General features: G+C 54.4%; 11 protein-coding genes, 1 tRNA gene, 3 rRNA genes and 1 riboswitch. Of the genes, 5 read left to right on the forward strand and 10 right to left on the reverse strand.

Translation table 11 applies throughout. The features are described from left to right. Positions 1-360 precede the first annotated feature (360 nt). From rrf to C1N59_RS19535, 4 genes are all read right to left on the reverse strand, one after another. Positions 361-476 (reverse strand): 5S ribosomal RNA (gene rrf / locus C1N59_RS19520). Positions 477-580: 104 nt separating this feature from the next. Then, positions 581-3,485, reverse strand: a 23S ribosomal RNA gene (locus C1N59_RS19525). Positions 3,486-3,698: 213 nt separating this feature from the next. Further along, a tRNA-Glu gene (locus C1N59_RS19530) sits at positions 3,699-3,773 on the reverse strand. 92 nt (positions 3,774-3,865) lie between these two features. After that, positions 3,866-5,407, reverse strand: a 16S ribosomal RNA gene (locus C1N59_RS19535). The 16S, 23S and 5S rRNA genes sit together here with 1 tRNA gene alongside, the layout of an rRNA operon. Before the next feature lie 632 nt (positions 5,408-6,039). On the opposite strand from C1N59_RS19535, the gene purH reads away from it, so the two are divergent. Then, on the forward strand, positions 6,040-7,629 hold the full coding sequence (purH, locus tag C1N59_RS19540) for a bifunctional phosphoribosylaminoimidazolecarboxamide formyltransferase/IMP cyclohydrolase (protein ID WP_054634702.1): 1,590 nt from the start codon (positions 6,040-6,042) through the stop codon (positions 7,627-7,629). Positions 7,630-7,645: 16 nt separating this feature from the next. Continuing rightward, the gene (gene purD / locus C1N59_RS19545; protein WP_394550108.1) at positions 7,646-8,926 is read left to right on the forward strand and encodes a phosphoribosylamine--glycine ligase; all 1,281 of its coding nucleotides are present in this window, start codon (positions 7,646-7,648) and stop codon (positions 8,924-8,926) included. Positions 8,927-8,964: 38 nt separating this feature from the next. Here purD and C1N59_RS19550 read toward each other — a convergent pair whose 3' ends face one another. The 6 genes from C1N59_RS19550 to nudC form a co-directional block, all read right to left on the reverse strand. Continuing rightward, on the reverse strand, positions 8,965-9,627 hold the full coding sequence (locus C1N59_RS19550) for a DUF1481 domain-containing protein (RefSeq protein ID WP_394550109.1): 663 nt from the start codon (positions 9,625-9,627) through the stop codon (positions 8,965-8,967). Positions 9,628-9,694: 67 nt separating this feature from the next. After that, entirely contained in the window at positions 9,695-9,967 is a 273-nt protein-coding gene (hupA, locus tag C1N59_RS19555; protein ID WP_006121511.1) for a nucleoid-associated protein HU-alpha, read from the reverse strand. Between the two features lie 188 nt (positions 9,968-10,155). Continuing rightward, positions 10,156-10,746: a YjaG family protein gene (locus C1N59_RS19560; protein WP_006121510.1), complete on the reverse strand. Its 591-nt coding sequence runs from the start codon at positions 10,744-10,746 to the stop codon at positions 10,156-10,158. A 62-nt stretch (positions 10,747-10,808) separates the two neighbouring features. Continuing rightward, positions 10,809-11,477: a deoxyribonuclease V gene (nfi, locus tag C1N59_RS19565; protein WP_033737954.1), complete on the reverse strand. Its 669-nt coding sequence runs from the start codon at positions 11,475-11,477 to the stop codon at positions 10,809-10,811. Continuing rightward, complete coding sequence (hemE, locus tag C1N59_RS19570) at positions 11,477-12,547, reverse strand: uroporphyrinogen decarboxylase (protein WP_039343272.1); 1,071 nt, start codon at positions 12,545-12,547, stop codon at positions 11,477-11,479. Before hemE ends, nfi begins: the two co-directional genes overlap by 1 nt. A gap of 40 nt (positions 12,548-12,587) precedes the next feature. Next, positions 12,588-13,358 (reverse strand): NAD(+) diphosphatase, encoded by a 771-nt coding sequence (gene nudC, locus C1N59_RS19575; RefSeq protein ID WP_033737957.1) that lies wholly within the window; start codon positions 13,356-13,358, stop codon positions 12,588-12,590. A gap of 196 nt (positions 13,359-13,554) precedes the next feature. Here nudC and C1N59_RS19580 point away from each other — a divergent pair, with 196 nt between their 5' ends. From C1N59_RS19580 to thiE, 3 genes are all read left to right on the forward strand, one after another. Continuing rightward, positions 13,555-14,058, forward strand: coding sequence for an Rsd/AlgQ family anti-sigma factor (locus C1N59_RS19580; protein WP_033737958.1), 504 nt, complete (start codon positions 13,555-13,557; stop codon positions 14,056-14,058). Between the two features lie 133 nt (positions 14,059-14,191). Further along, a riboswitch (TPP riboswitch) is annotated at positions 14,192-14,291 on the forward strand. 86 nt (positions 14,292-14,377) lie between these two features. After that, the gene (gene thiC / locus C1N59_RS19585; protein ID WP_394550110.1) at positions 14,378-16,300 is read left to right on the forward strand and encodes a phosphomethylpyrimidine synthase ThiC; all 1,923 of its coding nucleotides are present in this window, start codon (positions 14,378-14,380) and stop codon (positions 16,298-16,300) included. Then, positions 16,301-16,933 carry a thiamine phosphate synthase gene (gene thiE, locus C1N59_RS19590; protein WP_033737961.1) on the forward strand — a complete coding sequence of 211 codons (633 nt, stop codon included), beginning with the start codon at positions 16,301-16,303 and terminating at the stop codon, positions 16,931-16,933. Positions 16,934-16,956: the final 23 nt, after the last annotated feature.

Here is a 16,956-nt window from a genome sequence, read left to right on the forward strand (position 1 = left end):
ACCGTTTCTTGGATCACGGCAGGGGTGACGCGTTCGTTTGATTTACTGGTTTTGATATTGAAAGAGATCGGATGTCATAACGTCGGGATGATGGCAGGCTTACCCTGTTTCACGACATTATTTATATTCAGGAAAGGAGGCGGAAATACGTCATAAGCCATCGTTTCATCGCGTTGCTATAAACGGGATGAGAATGGGCTGACAGTCGACGGAGGGTTCCGGCATAACGGTTCCGCGCGCCCGGTCAGGCAGCAACAAAGATCTGTGAAGCCCGCAGAGGCCCGGCAGCCCCCGCCCTCCCCGGACGCCGGACGTAAAAAAGCCCCGTACTTCCGTACGGGGCTTCTTCACCTGATTGATGCCTGGCAGTTCCCTACTCTCGCATGGGGAGACCCCACACTACCATCGGCGCTACGGCGTTTCACTTCTGAGTTCGGCATGGGGTCAGGTGGGACCACCGCGCTACAGCCGCCAGGCAGATTCTGTCTGCCGCACCGCCCTCTCGGGCCGCACGGCGTTATCCGGTAAACAAGGCTGAAAATTCTTTCTGTCTCTCAACCCAAAACGCCTCTGGCGTTGTAAGGTTAAGCCTCACGGGTCATTAGTACCGGTAAGCTCAACGCATCGCTGCGCTTACACACCCGGCCTATCAACGTCGTCGTCTTCAACGTCCCTTCAGGAGGCTCGGAGCCTCAGGGAGAACTCATCTCGGGGCAAGTTTCGTGCTTAGATGCTTTCAGCACTTATCTTTTCCGCACTTAGCTACCGGGCAGTGCCACTGGCGTGACAACCCGGACACCAGCGGTGCGTTCACTCCGGTCCTCTCGTACTAGGAGCAACCCCCCTCAATTCTCCAGCGCCCACGGCAGATAGGGACCGAACTGTCTCACGACGTTCTAAACCCAGCTCGCGTACCACTTTAAACGGCGAACAGCCGTACCCTTGGGACCTACTTCAGCCCCAGGATGTGATGAGCCGACATCGAGGTGCCAAACACCGCCGTCGATATGAACTCTTGGGCGGTATCAGCCTGTTATCCCCGGAGTACCTTTTATCCGTTGAGCGATGGCCCTTCCATTCAGAACCACCGGATCACTATGACCTGCTTTCGCACCTGCTCGAGCCGTCACTCTCGCAGTCAAGCTGGCTTATGCCATTGCACTAACCTCCTGATGTCCGACCAGGATTAGCCAACCTTCGTGCTCCTCCGTTACGCTTTGGGAGGAGACCGCCCCAGTCAAACTACCCACCAGACACTGTCCGCAGCCCGGATCACGGGCCCACGTTAGAACACCAAACATTAAAGGGTGGTATTTCAAGGACGGCTCCACGCAGACTGGCGTCCACGCTTCAAAGCCTCCCACCTATCCTACACATCAAGGCTCAGTGTTCAGTGTCAAGCTGTAGTAAAGGTTCACGGGGTCTTTCCGTCTTGCCGCGGGTACACTGCATCTTCACAGCGATTTCAATTTCACTGAGTCTCGGGTGGAGACAGCCTGGCCATCATTACGCCATTCGTGCAGGTCGGAACTTACCCGACAAGGAATTTCGCTACCTTAGGACCGTTATAGTTACGGCCGCCGTTTACCGGGGCTTCGATCAAGAGCTTCTCCTTACGGATAACCCCATCAATTAACCTTCCGGCACCGGGCAGGCGTCACACCGTATACGTCCACTTTCGTGTTTGCACAGTGCTGTGTTTTTAATAAACAGTTGCAGCCAGCTGGTATCTTCGACTGGCCTCGGCTCCGGGAGCAAGTCCCCTCACCTACGCGCCAGCGTGCCTTCTCCCGAAGTTACGGCACCATTTTGCCTAGTTCCTTCACCCGAGTTCTCTCAAGCGCCTGGGTATTCTCTACCTGACCACCTGTGTCGGTTTGGGGTACGATTTCGTGTTACCTGATGCTTAGAGGCTTTTCCTGGAAGCAGGGCATTTATCACTTCAGCACCGTGGTGCCTCGTCGTCACGCCTCAGTGTAAAGTGCACCGGATTTGCCTGGCGCACACACCTACACGCTTAAACCGGGACAACCGTCGCCCGGCCGATATAGCCTTCTCCGTCCCCCCTTCGCAGTAACACCAAGTACAGGAATATTAACCTGTTTCCCATCGACTACGCCTTTCGGCCTCGCCTTAGGGGTCGACTCACCCTGCTCCGATTAACGTTGAACAGGAACCCTTGGTCTTCCGGCGACAAGGTTTTTCACCTTGTTTATCGTTACTTATGTCAGCATTCGCACTTCTGATACCTCCAGCATGCCTCACAGCACACCTTCAGCGGCTTACAGAACGCTCCCCTACCCAGCAACGCTTACGCGTCGCTGCCGCAGCTTCGGTGCATGGTTTAGCCCCGTTACATCTTCCGCGCAGGCCGACTCGACCAGTGAGCTATTACGCTTTCTTTAAATGATGGCTGCTTCTAAGCCAACATCCTGGCTGTCTGTGCCTTCCCACATCGTTTCCCACTTAACCATGACTTTGGGACCTTAGCTGGCGGTCTGGGTTGTTTCCCTCTTCACGACGGACGTTAGCACCCGCCGTGTGTCTCCCGTGATAACATTCTCCGGTATTCGCAGTTTGCATCGGGTTGGTAAGCCGGGATGGCCCCCTAGCCGAAACAGTGCTCTACCCCCGGAGATGAGTTCACGAGGCGCTACCTAAATAGCTTTCGGGGAGAACCAGCTATCTCCCGGTTTGATTGGCCTTTCACCCCCAGCCACAGGTCATCCGCTAATTTTTCAACATTAGTCGGTTCGGTCCTCCAGTTAGTGTTACCCAACCTTCAACCTGCCCATGGCTAGATCACCGGGTTTCGGGTCTATACCCTGCAACTTAACGCCCAGTTAAGACTCGGTTTCCCTGCGGCTCCCCTATACGGTTAACCTTGCTACAGAATATAAGTCGCTGACCCATTATACAAAAGGTACGCAGTCACACCACGAAGGTGCTCCCACTGCTTGTACGTACACGGTTTCAGGTTCTGTTTCACTCCCCTCGCCGGGGTTCTTTTCGCCTTTCCCTCACGGTACTGGTTCACTATCGGTCAGTCAGGAGTATTTAGCCTTGGAGGATGGTCCCCCCATATTCAGACAGGATACCACGTGTCCCGCCTTACTCATCGAACTCACAGCCTGTGCACCTTTGTGTACGGGAGTATCACCCTGTACCCTGCGACTTTCCAGACGCTTCCACTGATGCACAAGCTGATGCAGGTTCTGGGCTCCTCCCCGTTCGCTCGCCGCTACTGGGGGAATCTCGGTTGATTTCTTTTCCTCGGGGTACTTAGATGTTTCAGTTCCCCGGTTCGCCTCATGCCGCTATGGATTCACTGCATGATAGTGTGACGAGTCACACTGGGTTTCCCCATTCGGGTATCGCCGGTTGTAGCGGTTCATATCACCTTACCGGCGCTTATCGCAGATTAGCACGCCCTTCATCGCCTCTGACTGCCAGGGCATCCACCGTGTACGCTTGGTCGCTTAACCTCACAACCCACAGGCGTTTTGCGCTTGCGTGTTATGAGCTTTTGAGAGACCCGAACGCATCGTGCTGTGTTCCTTATTACGGAGGAACACGACGTGCGTCGTTTCAAATTTTCAGCTTGTTCCGGATTGTTAAAGAGCAAATATCTCAAACGTGACCCTGAGGCCAGTTTTGAGATACTTTGTGGAGACACCTTTCACCTGTCACCAAGCAAGTGGCGTCCCCTAGGGGATTCGAACCCCTGTTGCCGCCGTGAAAGGGCGGAGTCCTAACCGCTAGACGAAGGGGACACGTACGTGTGTCTCGGCTTCGCAGCCGTCTTGCTTCTTCAGCTTTCTATCAGACAATCTGTGTGAGCACTGCGCACGAAGGTATCTTCAGGTAAGGAGGTGATCCAACCGCAGGTTCCCCTACGGTTACCTTGTTACGACTTCACCCCAGTCATGAATCACAAAGTGGTAAGCGCCCTCCCGAGGGTTAAGCTACCTACTTCTTTTGCAACCCACTCCCATGGTGTGACGGGCGGTGTGTACAAGGCCCGGGAACGTATTCACCGTGGCATTCTGATCCACGATTACTAGCGATTCCGACTTCACGGAGTCGAGTTGCAGACTCCGATCCGGACTACGACGCACTTTATGAGGTCCGCTTGCTCTCGCGAGGTCGCTTCTCTTTGTATGCGCCATTGTAGCACGTGTGTAGCCCTACTCGTAAGGGCCATGATGACTTGACGTCATCCCCACCTTCCTCCGGTTTATCACCGGCAGTCTCCTTTGAGTTCCCGACCGAATCGCTGGCAACAAAGGATAAGGGTTGCGCTCGTTGCGGGACTTAACCCAACATTTCACAACACGAGCTGACGACAGCCATGCAGCACCTGTCTCAGCGTTCCCGAAGGCACCAATCCATCTCTGGAAAGTTCGCTGGATGTCAAGAGTAGGTAAGGTTCTTCGCGTTGCATCGAATTAAACCACATGCTCCACCGCTTGTGCGGGCCCCCGTCAATTCATTTGAGTTTTAACCTTGCGGCCGTACTCCCCAGGCGGTCGACTTAACGCGTTAGCTCCGGAAGCCACTCCTCAAGGGAACAACCTCCAAGTCGACATCGTTTACGGCGTGGACTACCAGGGTATCTAATCCTGTTTGCTCCCCACGCTTTCGCACCTGAGCGTCAGTCTTCGTCCAGGGGGCCGCCTTCGCCACCGGTATTCCTCCAGATCTCTACGCATTTCACCGCTACACCTGGAATTCTACCCCCCTCTACGAGACTCAAGCCTGCCAGTTTCAAATGCAGTTCCCAGGTTAAGCCCGGGGATTTCACATCTGACTTAACAGACCGCCTGCGTGCGCTTTACGCCCAGTAATTCCGATTAACGCTTGCACCCTCCGTATTACCGCGGCTGCTGGCACGGAGTTAGCCGGTGCTTCTTCTGCGGGTAACGTCAATTGATGAGGTTATTAACCTCACCACCTTCCTCCCCGCTGAAAGTACTTTACAACCCGAAGGCCTTCTTCATACACGCGGCATGGCTGCATCAGGCTTGCGCCCATTGTGCAATATTCCCCACTGCTGCCTCCCGTAGGAGTCTGGACCGTGTCTCAGTTCCAGTGTGGCTGGTCATCCTCTCAGACCAGCTAGGGATCGTCGCCTAGGTGGGCCGTTACCCCGCCTACAAGCTAATCCCATCTGGGCACATCCGATGGTGTGAGGCCCGGAGGTCCCCCACTTTGGTCTTGCGACGTTATGCGGTATTAGCTACCGTTTCCAGTAGTTATCCCCCTCCATCGGGCAGTTTCCCAGACATTACTCACCCGTCCGCCACTCGTCACCCGAGGAGCAAGCTCCTCTGTGCTACCGTCCGACTTGCATGTGTTAGGCCTGCCGCCAGCGTTCAATCTGAGCCATGATCAAACTCTTCAATTTAAAGTTTGATTTGCTGCAACCAGTGCAGCGATGCTCAAGGAAAACGTCGTAATGAATTTCAATACGTGTTCACTCTTAAGACTTGATATTTTTTGCGTCCGGAGACGCGGATATCAATCCTGCGAGTGCCCACACAGATTGTCTGATAAATTGTTAAAGAGCAGTGCAACCAGCGGGTTAACCGTCTGTTGCGAGGTGGCGTATATTACGCTTTCCTCCTTCAGAGTCAACCTCTTTTTCAGAAGTTTTTCTCCGGCGGCTCAGTTGCCTGACCCTCTCAACACCGCATTCCGTAAGCCGTTGTGCCGTGTCGATGGAGGCGCATTATAGGGAGTTCTCGCGGGCTGACAAGGGCTAAATTCAATAAAAATGACTGTTCGCTGCATTCCACAGCAAAAGCCCGCCTTATACGCAGTTACACACAAAGTTATCCACATTCCTGTTACGTACAAATTTAGACGAGCATCACGCAAACGTTTTCGCTACAATGCCCCCGCAACGCTATGGATGCCCCTTTTCGGGGTGTTACCTGAAGTTTTCGCGTTTTCACTTCTCTATAAAGAGGAAGAAAGCTCGCAAACTTGATGTAACGCTCTTATTTACGCGAATCAAAGCCAAGGGATAAAACCACCATGCAACAACCTCGTCCTTTACGCCGCGCCCTGCTCAGTGTTTCTGATAAAGCCGGCATCCTCGAATTTGCTCAGGCACTCTCCCAACGTGGTGTTGAGCTGCTCTCTACAGGCGGCACCGCACGTCTGCTGGCAGAGGCAGGGCTCCCCGTCATCGAAGTGTCTGACTACACCGGTTTCCCGGAAATGATGGATGGACGCGTTAAAACGCTGCACCCGAAGGTCCATGGCGGCATTCTGGGACGTCGCGGACAAGATGATGCGGTAATGGCGCAGCACGCTATCAACCCTATCGATATGGTGGTCGTTAATCTTTATCCCTTTGCACAAACCGTTGCGAAGCCAGACTGCTCACTGGAAGATGCCGTAGAGAACATTGATATTGGTGGCCCAACCATGGTGCGCTCGGCGGCCAAGAACCACAAAGATGTGGCGATTGTGGTAAAGAGCAGCGACTACCCGGCCATCATCGCCGAGCTGGACGCCAACCAAAACTCACTGACGCTGGAAACCCGTTTTGACCTGGCGATCAAAGCGTTTGAACACACCGCTGCGTACGACAGCATGATTGCCAACTACTTCGGTAGCATGGTTCCCGCCTACCATGGTGAAACTGAGCAGCCGGCAGGACGCTTCCCACGCACCCTCAATCTTAACTTCGTTAAAAAGCAGGATATGCGTTATGGCGAGAACAGCCATCAGGATGCCGCCTTCTATATAGAAGAAAATGTACAGGAGGCCTCTGTCGCTACCGCCGAGCAGGTGCAGGGCAAAGCACTGTCTTATAACAACATTGCGGATACCGATGCAGCACTGGAGTGCGTAAAAGAATTCGCTGAGCCCGCGTGCGTCATTGTAAAGCATGCTAATCCTTGCGGCGTGGCCGTCGGCGAGTCCATTCTGGCGGCTTACGAGCGCGCTTACCAGACCGATCCTACCTCTGCATTTGGCGGTATTATTGCGTTTAACCGTGAACTGGACGAGGCGACCGCACAGGCCATTATCAGCCGGCAGTTTGTTGAAGTGATCATCGCCCCTTCGGCGACCGAAGCGGCCCTGAAAATCACGGCGGCGAAACAAAACGTTCGTGTACTGGTATGTGGTGAATGGCAGGGCCGTGTCGCCGCGCTGGATTTCAAACGGGTGAATGGTGGTCTGCTGGTTCAGGATCGCGATCTGGGGATGGTCGATGCCAGCCAGTTGCGTGTCGTCAGCAAGCGTCAGCCTTCTGAACAGGAACTGCGTGATGCTCTGTTCTGCTGGAAAGTGGCTAAATTCGTTAAGTCCAACGCCATTGTCTATGCACGCGACAATATGACTATTGGCATAGGTGCGGGCCAGATGAGCCGCGTCTATTCTGCCAAAATTGCGGGCATCAAAGCGGGTGATGAAGGTCTCGAAGTTAAAGGTTCTGCGATGGCTTCCGATGCGTTCTTCCCATTCCGTGATGGTATTGATGCCGCTGCAGCCGTGGGCGTGAGCTGTGTCATTCAGCCAGGCGGCTCTATCCGCGACGACGAAGTGATTGCAGCTGCCGATGAACACGGTATTGCCATGATCTTTACTGATATGCGTCACTTCCGTCATTAATTCTGTGGAGCGTTTTATGAAAATTTTAATCATCGGTAACGGCGGACGTGAACATGCCCTGGCCTGGAAAGCCGCCCAGTCGCCGCTGGCAACGGCCGTTTTTGTCGCCCCTGGTAATGCAGGTACGGCGCTGGAACCGACTTTACAGAACGTCGATATTTCCCCAACAGATATCCCGGCATTACTTGCCTTTGCGCAACGTGAACAGATCGATCTCACTATCGTTGGACCCGAAGCGCCGCTGGTGATTGGCGTGGTTGATGCATTCCGTGCCGCCGGCTTAAAAATCTTTGGTCCGACTCAGGCTGCCGCACAGCTGGAAGGTTCGAAAGCGTTCACGAAAGACTTCCTTGCACGTCACAACATCCCCACTGCCGAATACCATAATTTCACCGAGGTCGCCCCTGCGCTGGCCTACCTGCGTGAAAAAGGGGCGCCCATTGTCATCAAAGCCGATGGCCTGGCTGCCGGTAAAGGTGTCATTGTGGCCATGACGTTGCAGGAAGCCGAAAACGCGGTGCAGGATATGCTGGCGGGCAACGCCTTTGGTGACGCCGGGCACCGTATTGTGATCGAAGAGTTCCTGGACGGTGAAGAAGCCAGTTTTATCGTGATGGTCGATGGCGAGAATGTCCTGCCGATGGCCACCAGTCAGGATCACAAACGCGTCGGCGATGGGGATACAGGACCAAACACCGGCGGTATGGGCGCTTACTCTCCTGCACCAGTGGTGACGGATGAAATCCACCAGCGCGTCATGGACCAGGTCATCTGGCCAACCGTACGTGGCATGGCAGCAGAAGGGAATGTTTACACAGGCTTCTTATATGCCGGGCTGATGATCGATAAGACCGGTCAGCCAAAAGTGATCGAATTCAACTGCCGTTTCGGCGATCCGGAAACGCAGCCCATTATGCTGCGCCTGCAATCGGATCTGGTGGATCTCTGTCTGGCTGCCTGTGAAGGCAAGCTCGATCAAAAAGACTCACAATGGGATCCCCGCCCTTCGCTGGGCGTGGTGCTGGCGGCTGGCGGCTACCCTGGCCCCTACGCGAACGGCGAACAGATTCACGGTTTGCCGCAGGAAGAAGCGGCTGACGGCAAAGTTTTCCATGCCGGTACACGCCTGGAAGGCGACCGCGTACTGACTAACGGTGGACGTGTGTTGTGCGTCACCGCGTTAGGCGATGACGTTGCCGCTGCGCAGAAGCGCGCTTATGCGCTTGCTCAGCCGATTTCCTGGCAAGGCAGTTTCTGCCGCCGCGATATCGGCTATCGCGCCATTGGTCGCCAGTAACGATGACAGGGGCACACGTTGTGCCCCTTTTTCATGTCTCAGAAATCCGCCTCTTTGGGCTCATCTGCACATTCGTCTTTGTGGCTGACCCGCAACAGTTGAACGCCTTCCGGCGCTTCCAGCCATGAAACCATCAAGGGACCAGCGGAATGACGGCGGTAATGCGTGAGCGTCTGCCATGCCTCACTGTCAAACGCTGGCGTCACCTTTTGGCCGTCACAGGTCTCCACGACATTGCCCCCTGCCCAGTGCCCCTGCTTCAGAAACACCCGACCGCTTAAGAGCGCATCGCTGATGTCCCGCATACGTTGCGCGTCAAACTTATAAAGTTCCACCGTATCAGGGCTGACCGCTTCACGTTGAGTAGCAAGCTGGCGCTGCATAAAGTTAAGACTGCCATTCTGGTCAAATCGCAGGGTGACATCGTCGGGAGGCGCGCCTTTCACCTGACGCTCAACGCTGACCAGATGATCGCCCAGCCAGCGGTAGTCTGTCGTTTCGCTTTTTTCGCTGTTAAACGGGTTGTACAGCGTACGAATATGCACAGACTGATGATCCGTATTCTTACGCCAGATACGCACACTGCCACGGTCGGCCAGATAACCACTGGCGGAAAAGGCGGGAATGTCGGGGGTGGAACTGCACCCGATAATCAGTGAGGAGAGAAGCAGGGCGGAAAAGCGCTGAAGCAGCGTAGTCATGGTGGCTGGCCCTTAAACAAAAGGGGCGAAATCGCCCCTGTTTAAAACTTTACCGCTATGCGACGTCTTACTTGACGGCGTCTTTCAGAGCTTTACCAGACACGAATGCAGGTACGTTTGCCGCAGCGATTTTGATTTCTTTGCCAGTCTGTGGGTTACGACCGGTACGCTCAGCGCGGTGGTTCACTTTAAAAGTACCAAAACCAACCAGTTGTACAGCATCACCCTCTTTCAGAGACTCAGTGATTGCAGCCAGAGTAGATTCCAGCGCTGCCTTGGCCTGGGTTTTAGACAGGTCAGCTTTTTCTGCGATCACATCAATCAGTTGAGTCTTGTTCATAAGTTATCCTTAAAGTGTATTTATCGCTTGCTAAGCAACGAGTGCGAGGGAAAAGCCAACTTCGGGCACTCTTCAGCCTGCACGCACCGATAGCCACAATTTTCAGCCCCCCAAATGTAGACCAGACAGGGGGCTGATGTGAAGCCTCTAGGCGCGCTAATTAAGGCCTGAAGTCACGTTTTCTCGCCTTATTGCTGAATTTTTATACCGATGTTACTAATTCCCGCCTCGCGCAGGTCGGATCGCAGACCTTTTATCAATTCAAGGTCTCGCTCTTCACAGTCTGCGAGCAGGCGAAAAATCTCCCATTGCAGGTCCCATTCGTCGATGACAGCCGGGTTTTCCCGCAGCTCTTCATCAGTCATTTCACGACCTGCCTGAGTCATTTCCAGAATGGCCACGGTGGTGATGGAGGTCTTGCTGACTTCAATCGCATGTTCAAGCGTTTCGCCACTTAACAGGGCGTGCAGCACTTCACTTAATGCCACACAGGCATCGATGGCCGGATACACGCCGTAGACCTCAAAATCATCGCCATCCGGAATCGCAGCTTCGAGCTTTTCCAGTTGACTGTCGAAGTTGATCTTTGCATCTTTCACCGTCAGCGTTTCCCAAATCAGATCGAGAATTCGGCGATAAAGCGCAGGATCGGCAAACGCAGTTTGCTGGCAAAAGGCCATGTAATTAGGATACATGCGCTCGCACAGGCAAGCCATAAACGTCAGATGTTGCCAGCTTTCCAGCTTTGCCAGACGCAAATGCACAGGGTTTTGTAACATACACAGAGCTCTTATTCGTTTCGCTGGCCGCAGTGTAACGCAAAAGCGCCCTACAAACAGTGCTAAAGCGCGTTTTGCCAGCGCAGAAATGCAGGTCGGCGTGATGCGACAGCATCTGCCCAGCGCGTCGGTTCCGGTAAACGGTAGCCCTGAGTACACTTTTCAACCCAATCGAGGGCACTGTCCAGGCTGACGCGATGCCCGGTGGCCACAAACAGCGGATTACAGCGTACCTTGCTGCGCCATACCCAGCCAATTTGCTCCCCTTTATCCATTAACGGCTGGCGACTGCCGGGAGTCTCGTCCAGCGGCTCAAACCGTCCGCACAAACGCTTTTTGGCGACACCGATGGTGGGAACATCGACCATCAGTCCAAAGTGTGACGCCACACCGAGCCGACGCGGATGCGAAATGCCGTGACCGTCGACAAACAACAGGTCAGGCTTCTGCTCCAGCATATTCCATGCCGCCAGCAAGGCGGGATATTCCCGGAAAGAGAGAAAGCCAGGAATGTACGGCATAGTCGTCTCGATGCGCGCGATACGATGCTCCACCAGCTTCAGCGACGGGTATTCGAGAATAACCAGCGCCGCGCGCGTGACCGCACCTTCCTGTTCAAACCCGACGTCTGCGCCACCAATAAAGCGTGGCGGCAGCACATCAAAATCGTCCTGCCGCACGACGTCTGCGGCACGCTGTTGTTGCTCCGCACGAAGTGCAGCAATATCCATTATGACTCCTGATGATACTGGCGGGAAAGGCGGTGCACCGCCTCAACGAAGACGCCGGCATGCTCTGGCGGTACATCCTGATGGATACCATGTCCCAGATTGAATACGTGGCCTTCACCTTTGCCGAAACCGTCCAGAATACTGGCCACTTCCTGCTCGATACGGGCCGGTGGTGCGTACAGCATGGAGGGATCCATATTGCCCTGTAAGGCAACTTTATGCCCGACACGACGGCGGGCCTCACTGATGTCGATAGTCCAGTCCAGGCCCAGTGCATCGCAGCCTGTTTCAGCCATGGCCTCAAGCCACTGACCGCCGCCTTTAGTAAACAGCGTGATCGGCACACGACGGCCTTCGTTTTCGTGCAGTACGCTGTCGACGATTTTATGCATGTAATACAGCGAGAACTCGCGATAATCGCGGCCACTCAATGCGCCGCCCCAGGTGTCAAACACCATGACTGACTGCGCCCCGGCGCGGATCTGAGCGTTGAGATAGAGAATAACGCTGTCGGCCAGCTTATCCAGCATGGCATGCAATGTGGCAGGTTCGGCGTACATCATTTTTTTAATTTTGGTGAAGGCCTTGCTACTGCCGCCTTCTACCATATAGGTTGCCAGCGTCCACGGACTGCCTGAAAAACCAATTAAGGGCACCTCACCATTAAGGTTCTTACGGATGGTCCGTACGGCATTCATCACGTAACCCAGTTCCTGTTCAGGATCGGGAACAGGCAGGCGATCGACATCGGCACGGCAGGTTACGGGGTTTGAAAAGCATGGACCTTCCCCCGTTTCGAAGTACAGCCCTAATCCCATCGCATCAGGAATGGTGAGAATATCACTGAAGAGGATGGCCGCATCGAGCTTGTAGCGACGCAATGGTTGCAGGGTGACTTCGCAGGCCAGCTCGGCATTCTTACACAGCGACATAAAGTCGCCCGCCTGGGCACGCGTGGCTTTATATTCCGGCAAATATCGTCCGGCCTGGCGCATCATCCATACGGGGGTAACATCGACAGGCTGGCGTAACAGGGCGCGCAAATAACGGTCGTTCTTCAGTTCACTCATGTCAGGACTCTCTCGGTATCAAGCGAGTAGTGTAGCACTCTCACGCCTCAGCGCGGCAGAGGGCAACGGTATCTTCAATTAATCGACGGGCAACGGTGCCAGGTGGAGGCAGTAAAGGCAGCGCATCAAAACGGAACCATCCGGCATCCAACAGCTCTTTACCGTCGTGCTGTAAGTCGCCGCCGTCATACTCCGCCATAAAGGCCATCATTAAGGACTGCGGGAAAGGCCAGGGCTGGGAAGTGACATAACGGACATTCTTCACGCGCACGTTGCTCTCTTCCATCACTTCGCGTGCAACCGCCTGTTCAATGGTCTCACCGACTTCAACGAACCCGGCCAGCACAGTGTAAATGTTATTACGATGACGCGCATGGTTGGCCAGCAGGATCTCATCTCCACGGCGGATAGCAACGATAATACAGGGCGCAATTTGTGGGTAATAACGTTCACGGCAATGGCTACACAGGCAGGCAAATTCGCGTTTACTGGCATGCATCTCATGACCACAATAGCCGCACCAGCGATGAGATCGGTAAAACTCCGCTAACTGCACACCGCGCCCGGCCAGCTGAAACAGGCCCGGATCTTCGTTGAGTAACTGGCGCAACGACAGCATATCTGACGAACGCGTTTCACAAATCAGCCAGACCTTCTCTCCCTGCCATTCGCCAATCACGCGCCCCTGGTGCCCGGTAAGGCCAAACTGCTGTGCGTTTCCGTGAGGTAAATCGCCTTGCGGTAACCAAATTTTCTGCTCACTACTGACAATCCACCATCCAGCGTCTACGCTTGAAATTTCGCATTGCATTTATTTCGTCATCCTTAGCGTCAACCCGCACGCTGAAGTCCCGATGTTAAGTGTGTAGATGAACAACTATACCCAAATAATTCTGGTTGCAAGACGACAGCACGCTTATTTATCCCGACAGGTTCGCGGAGAACAAGCGCAATTGGCGCATCGCTAATCTGAAATATGAAGGTGCATAACGCATACGGAGTTAACTATGCTTAACCAGTTAGACGTTCTGACCCAACGCGTAGGTGGCAGTAATGAACTGGTAGATTCATGGCTGGCAGCTCGCCGCCAGCTGTTGGTTTCTTATTACCATTTGGTCGGCATCAAGCCGAAAAAAGAAGCGCTGACTCGCCTGGACGAGCAGGCACTGGATAACTTTTGCCACACGCTGGTCGATTATCTTTCATCCGGTCACTTTAGCCTTTACCAGCGTTTGATTGCAGAGATGGACGGCACCAGTCCGCTGCTGGCTGCCGCGCAGATTTACCCGTCGCTGGAAGCCAATACCGAGCAGTTGATGCAGCTGTATGACGGCCACCTGCAACAGGCCATCGATGATGACAACTATGTGACGTTTCAGCACGCCTTGTCAGAAGTCGGCGAAGCTCTTGAAGCGCGTTTTACCCTTGAAGACAAGCTTATCCAAATGGCATGGGACAATCACCTGACTCCGCCAGTGGCGAACGACAGTGAAATTGCCCGCCCTGCTTAACAGTGCCGCAAATGTAAATAACTTGTGATTCATAAAAAGCCCCCTTATGCTGAGTGGGCTTTAAAACATCTGTTTTATGTTAGTCAGGGTTTGACGGTTGCACGTCCTTGCGGGACCTGATTAACCGTTAAACCAAATCTTGTCGGAGTGCCCATTGGGCTGAGACCGTTAATTCGGGATCCGCGGAACCTGATCAGGTTAGAACCTGCGAAGGGAACAAGAGTAAATTTTTACGGTACGCCGCACTCAGGGTGCCCGCTGTGCCGTTACTCCTTCCGAACTCCGGACAAGCAACCTTCCCACTTACTGGAATATTGCTATGTCTACTACGAAAACGACCCGTCGCGAACAACGTGCTCAGGCACAGGAATTTATTGATTCCCTGCAGGGTGGCAGTGCCTTTCCCAACTCAAAACGTATCTGGCTGACCGGCAGTCGTGACGACATTCGTGTCCCCATGCGCGAAATCCAGCTTAGCCCTACATTGACCGGCGGCAGTAAAGATGAGCCCGTTTACCAGGAAAATGAGCCTGTGCCGGTTTATGACACCGCCGGTGCCTATGGCGATCCGGCAGCAAAAATCGACGTGCATCGCGGACTGGATAAACTGCGTGCTCGCTGGATTGAAGAGCGCGACGACAGCGAAAAACTGACGCAGATTAGCTCGGCGTATACGCAGCAGCGACTGGCTGATGACGGACTGGATCACCTGCGCTTTGAACATCTGCCAACGCCGCGCCGTGCTAAAGCCGGCCGCTGTGTGACCCAGTTACATTACGCGCGTCGGGGAATCATCACGCCAGAGATGGAGTTCATCGCCATCAGGGAGAACATGGGCCGTGAGCGCATTTGTGGTGAGGTACTTCTGCAACAGCATCCGGGCCACAGCTTTGGTGCCCATCTGCCCGAAAACATTACCCCCGAGTTTGTGCGCCAGGAAGTGGCCGCTGGCCGCGCCATTATTCCGGCCAATATCAACCATCCCGAATCCGAACCGATGATCATTGGACGCAACTTTCTCGTGAAGGTGAATGCCAACATTGGTAACTCAGCGGTGACCTCGTCTATTGAAGAAGAAGTAGAAAAGCTGGTCTGGTCCACACGCTGGGGCGCGGACACGGTCATGGATCTGTCGACCGGACGCTATATTCATGAAACCCGTGAATGGATTCTGCGTAACAGTCCTGTTCCCATCGGCACTGTTCCGATTTATCAGGCACTGGAGAAGGTCAACGGTGTGGCTGAAAACCTGAACTGGGACATTTTCCGCGATACGTTACTGGAGCAGGCCGAACAGGGCGTGGATTATTTTACTATCCATGCGGGTGTGCTGCTGCGCTACGTTCCCATGACTGCAAAACGCCTGACCGGTATTGTGTCCCGTGGTGGCTCCATTATGGCGAAGTGGTGCCTGTCTCATCACAAAGAGAGCTTTCTCTATGAACACTTCCGCGACATCTGTGAAATTTGCGCAGCCTACGATATCGCTTTGTCACTGGGCGACGGATTACGCCCCGGATCGATTCAGGACGCCAACGACGAAGCACAGTTCGCTGAGCTGCACACGCTGGGTGAACTGACAAAAATAGCCTGGGAATATGACGTACAGGTGATGATCGAAGGCCCCGGCCATATCCCGATGCAGATGATCCGTCGCAACATGACAGAGCAGCTGGAACATTGCCATGAAGCGCCGTTTTATACTCTGGGCCCACTGACGACCGACATTGCGCCGGGCTACGATCATTTTACCTCTGGCATCGGTGCCGCCATGATTGGCTGGTTTGGCTGCGCGATGTTGTGTTACGTCACGCCGAAGGAGCATCTTGGCCTGCCAAACAAAGAGGATGTGAAACAGGGGTTAATCACTTACAAGATCGCCGCGCATGCTGCCGATCTGGCCAAAGGCCATCCGGGGGCGCAGATCCGCGACAACGCCATGTCGAAAGCGCGCTTCGAATTTCGCTGGGAAGATCAGTTCAATCTGGCGCTGGATCCTCATACAGCCCGGGCCTATCACGATGAAACGTTGCCACAGGAATCGGGTAAAGTCGCCCACTTCTGTTCAATGTGCGGCCCTAAGTTTTGCTCAATGAAGATCACGCAGGAAGTGCGTGACTATGCTGCCAGACAGGAAGCGGAAGCGCAGGCTATTGAGGTTGGCATGGCGCAGATGTCTGATCATTTCCGTGAACGGGGCGGTGAACTCTACCATCCCGCCACAGCGATTAAGGAGGAGTAAATGAACGCCTTTCCCGCTACCGCGCCGCGATTAGGGCTGTATCCGGTGGTCGACAGCGTTGAATGGATCGAACGCTTACTGGATGCCGGGGTGCGCACGATTCAGCTGCGGATTAAGGATCTGCCAGATGAGATCGTTGAACCCACCATCATCCAGGCTATCGCAACAGGTCAGCGTTACCAGGCGCGCCTGTTTATTAATGACTACTGGCAGCTGGCGATTAAGCATAAGGCTTATGGCGTTCATCTGGGGCAGGAAGATCTGGCCGTGGCCAATGTGCAGCGCATTCTGGACGCAGGCTTGCGCCTGGGCATTTCCACGCACGATGATGCTGAGCTGGATCGGGCGCTGGCGCTGCGTCCTTCCTACATTGCGCTGGGACATATCTTTCCGACTCAGACGAAGGTGATGCCCTCTTCTCCGCAGGGTTTGTCTGAACTTAAACGCCATCTGAGTCGGTTGCAGGGGATCTCTACCGTGGCGATTGGCGGCATCAGCATTGATCGCGTTCCGGCGGTACTTGAAACTGGTGTCGGCAGTATCGCCGTGGTGAGCGCCATTACGCAGGCAGAGGACTGGCGGGCGGCCACCCGCGAGCTGTTACGGCTTGTTGAGCCCGAATCCGGGCATTAACCCCGCCCTGTCGCGCAGATAAA

Source organism: Pantoea sp. SGAir0183, assembly GCF_043545505.1.

Bases quoted from the DNA above. Each gene is read 5' to 3' on its own strand.
- purH (WP_054634702.1), top strand. From the start codon at position 6,040: ATGCAACAACCTCGTCCTTTACGCCGCGCCCTGCTCAGTGTTTCTGAT.
- purD (WP_394550108.1), top strand. From the start codon at position 7,646: ATGAAAATTTTAATCATCGGTAACGGCGGACGTGAACATGCCCTGGCC.
- C1N59_RS19550 (WP_394550109.1), bottom strand. From the start codon at position 9,627: ATGACTACGCTGCTTCAGCGCTTTTCCGCCCTGCTTCTCTCCTCACTG.
- hupA (WP_006121511.1), bottom strand. From the start codon at position 9,967: ATGAACAAGACTCAACTGATTGATGTGATCGCAGAAAAAGCTGACCTG.
- C1N59_RS19560 (WP_006121510.1), bottom strand. From the start codon at position 10,746: ATGTTACAAAACCCTGTGCATTTGCGTCTGGCAAAGCTGGAAAGCTGG.
- nfi (WP_033737954.1), bottom strand. From the start codon at position 11,477: ATGGATATTGCTGCACTTCGTGCGGAGCAACAACAGCGTGCCGCAGAC.
- hemE (WP_039343272.1), bottom strand. From the start codon at position 12,547: ATGAGTGAACTGAAGAACGACCGTTATTTGCGCGCCCTGTTACGCCAG.
- nudC (WP_033737957.1), bottom strand. From the start codon at position 13,358: ATGCAATGCGAAATTTCAAGCGTAGACGCTGGATGGTGGATTGTCAGT.
- C1N59_RS19580 (WP_033737958.1), top strand. From the start codon at position 13,555: ATGCTTAACCAGTTAGACGTTCTGACCCAACGCGTAGGTGGCAGTAAT.
- thiC (WP_394550110.1), top strand. From the start codon at position 14,378: ATGTCTACTACGAAAACGACCCGTCGCGAACAACGTGCTCAGGCACAG.
- thiE (WP_033737961.1), top strand. From the start codon at position 16,301: ATGAACGCCTTTCCCGCTACCGCGCCGCGATTAGGGCTGTATCCGGTG.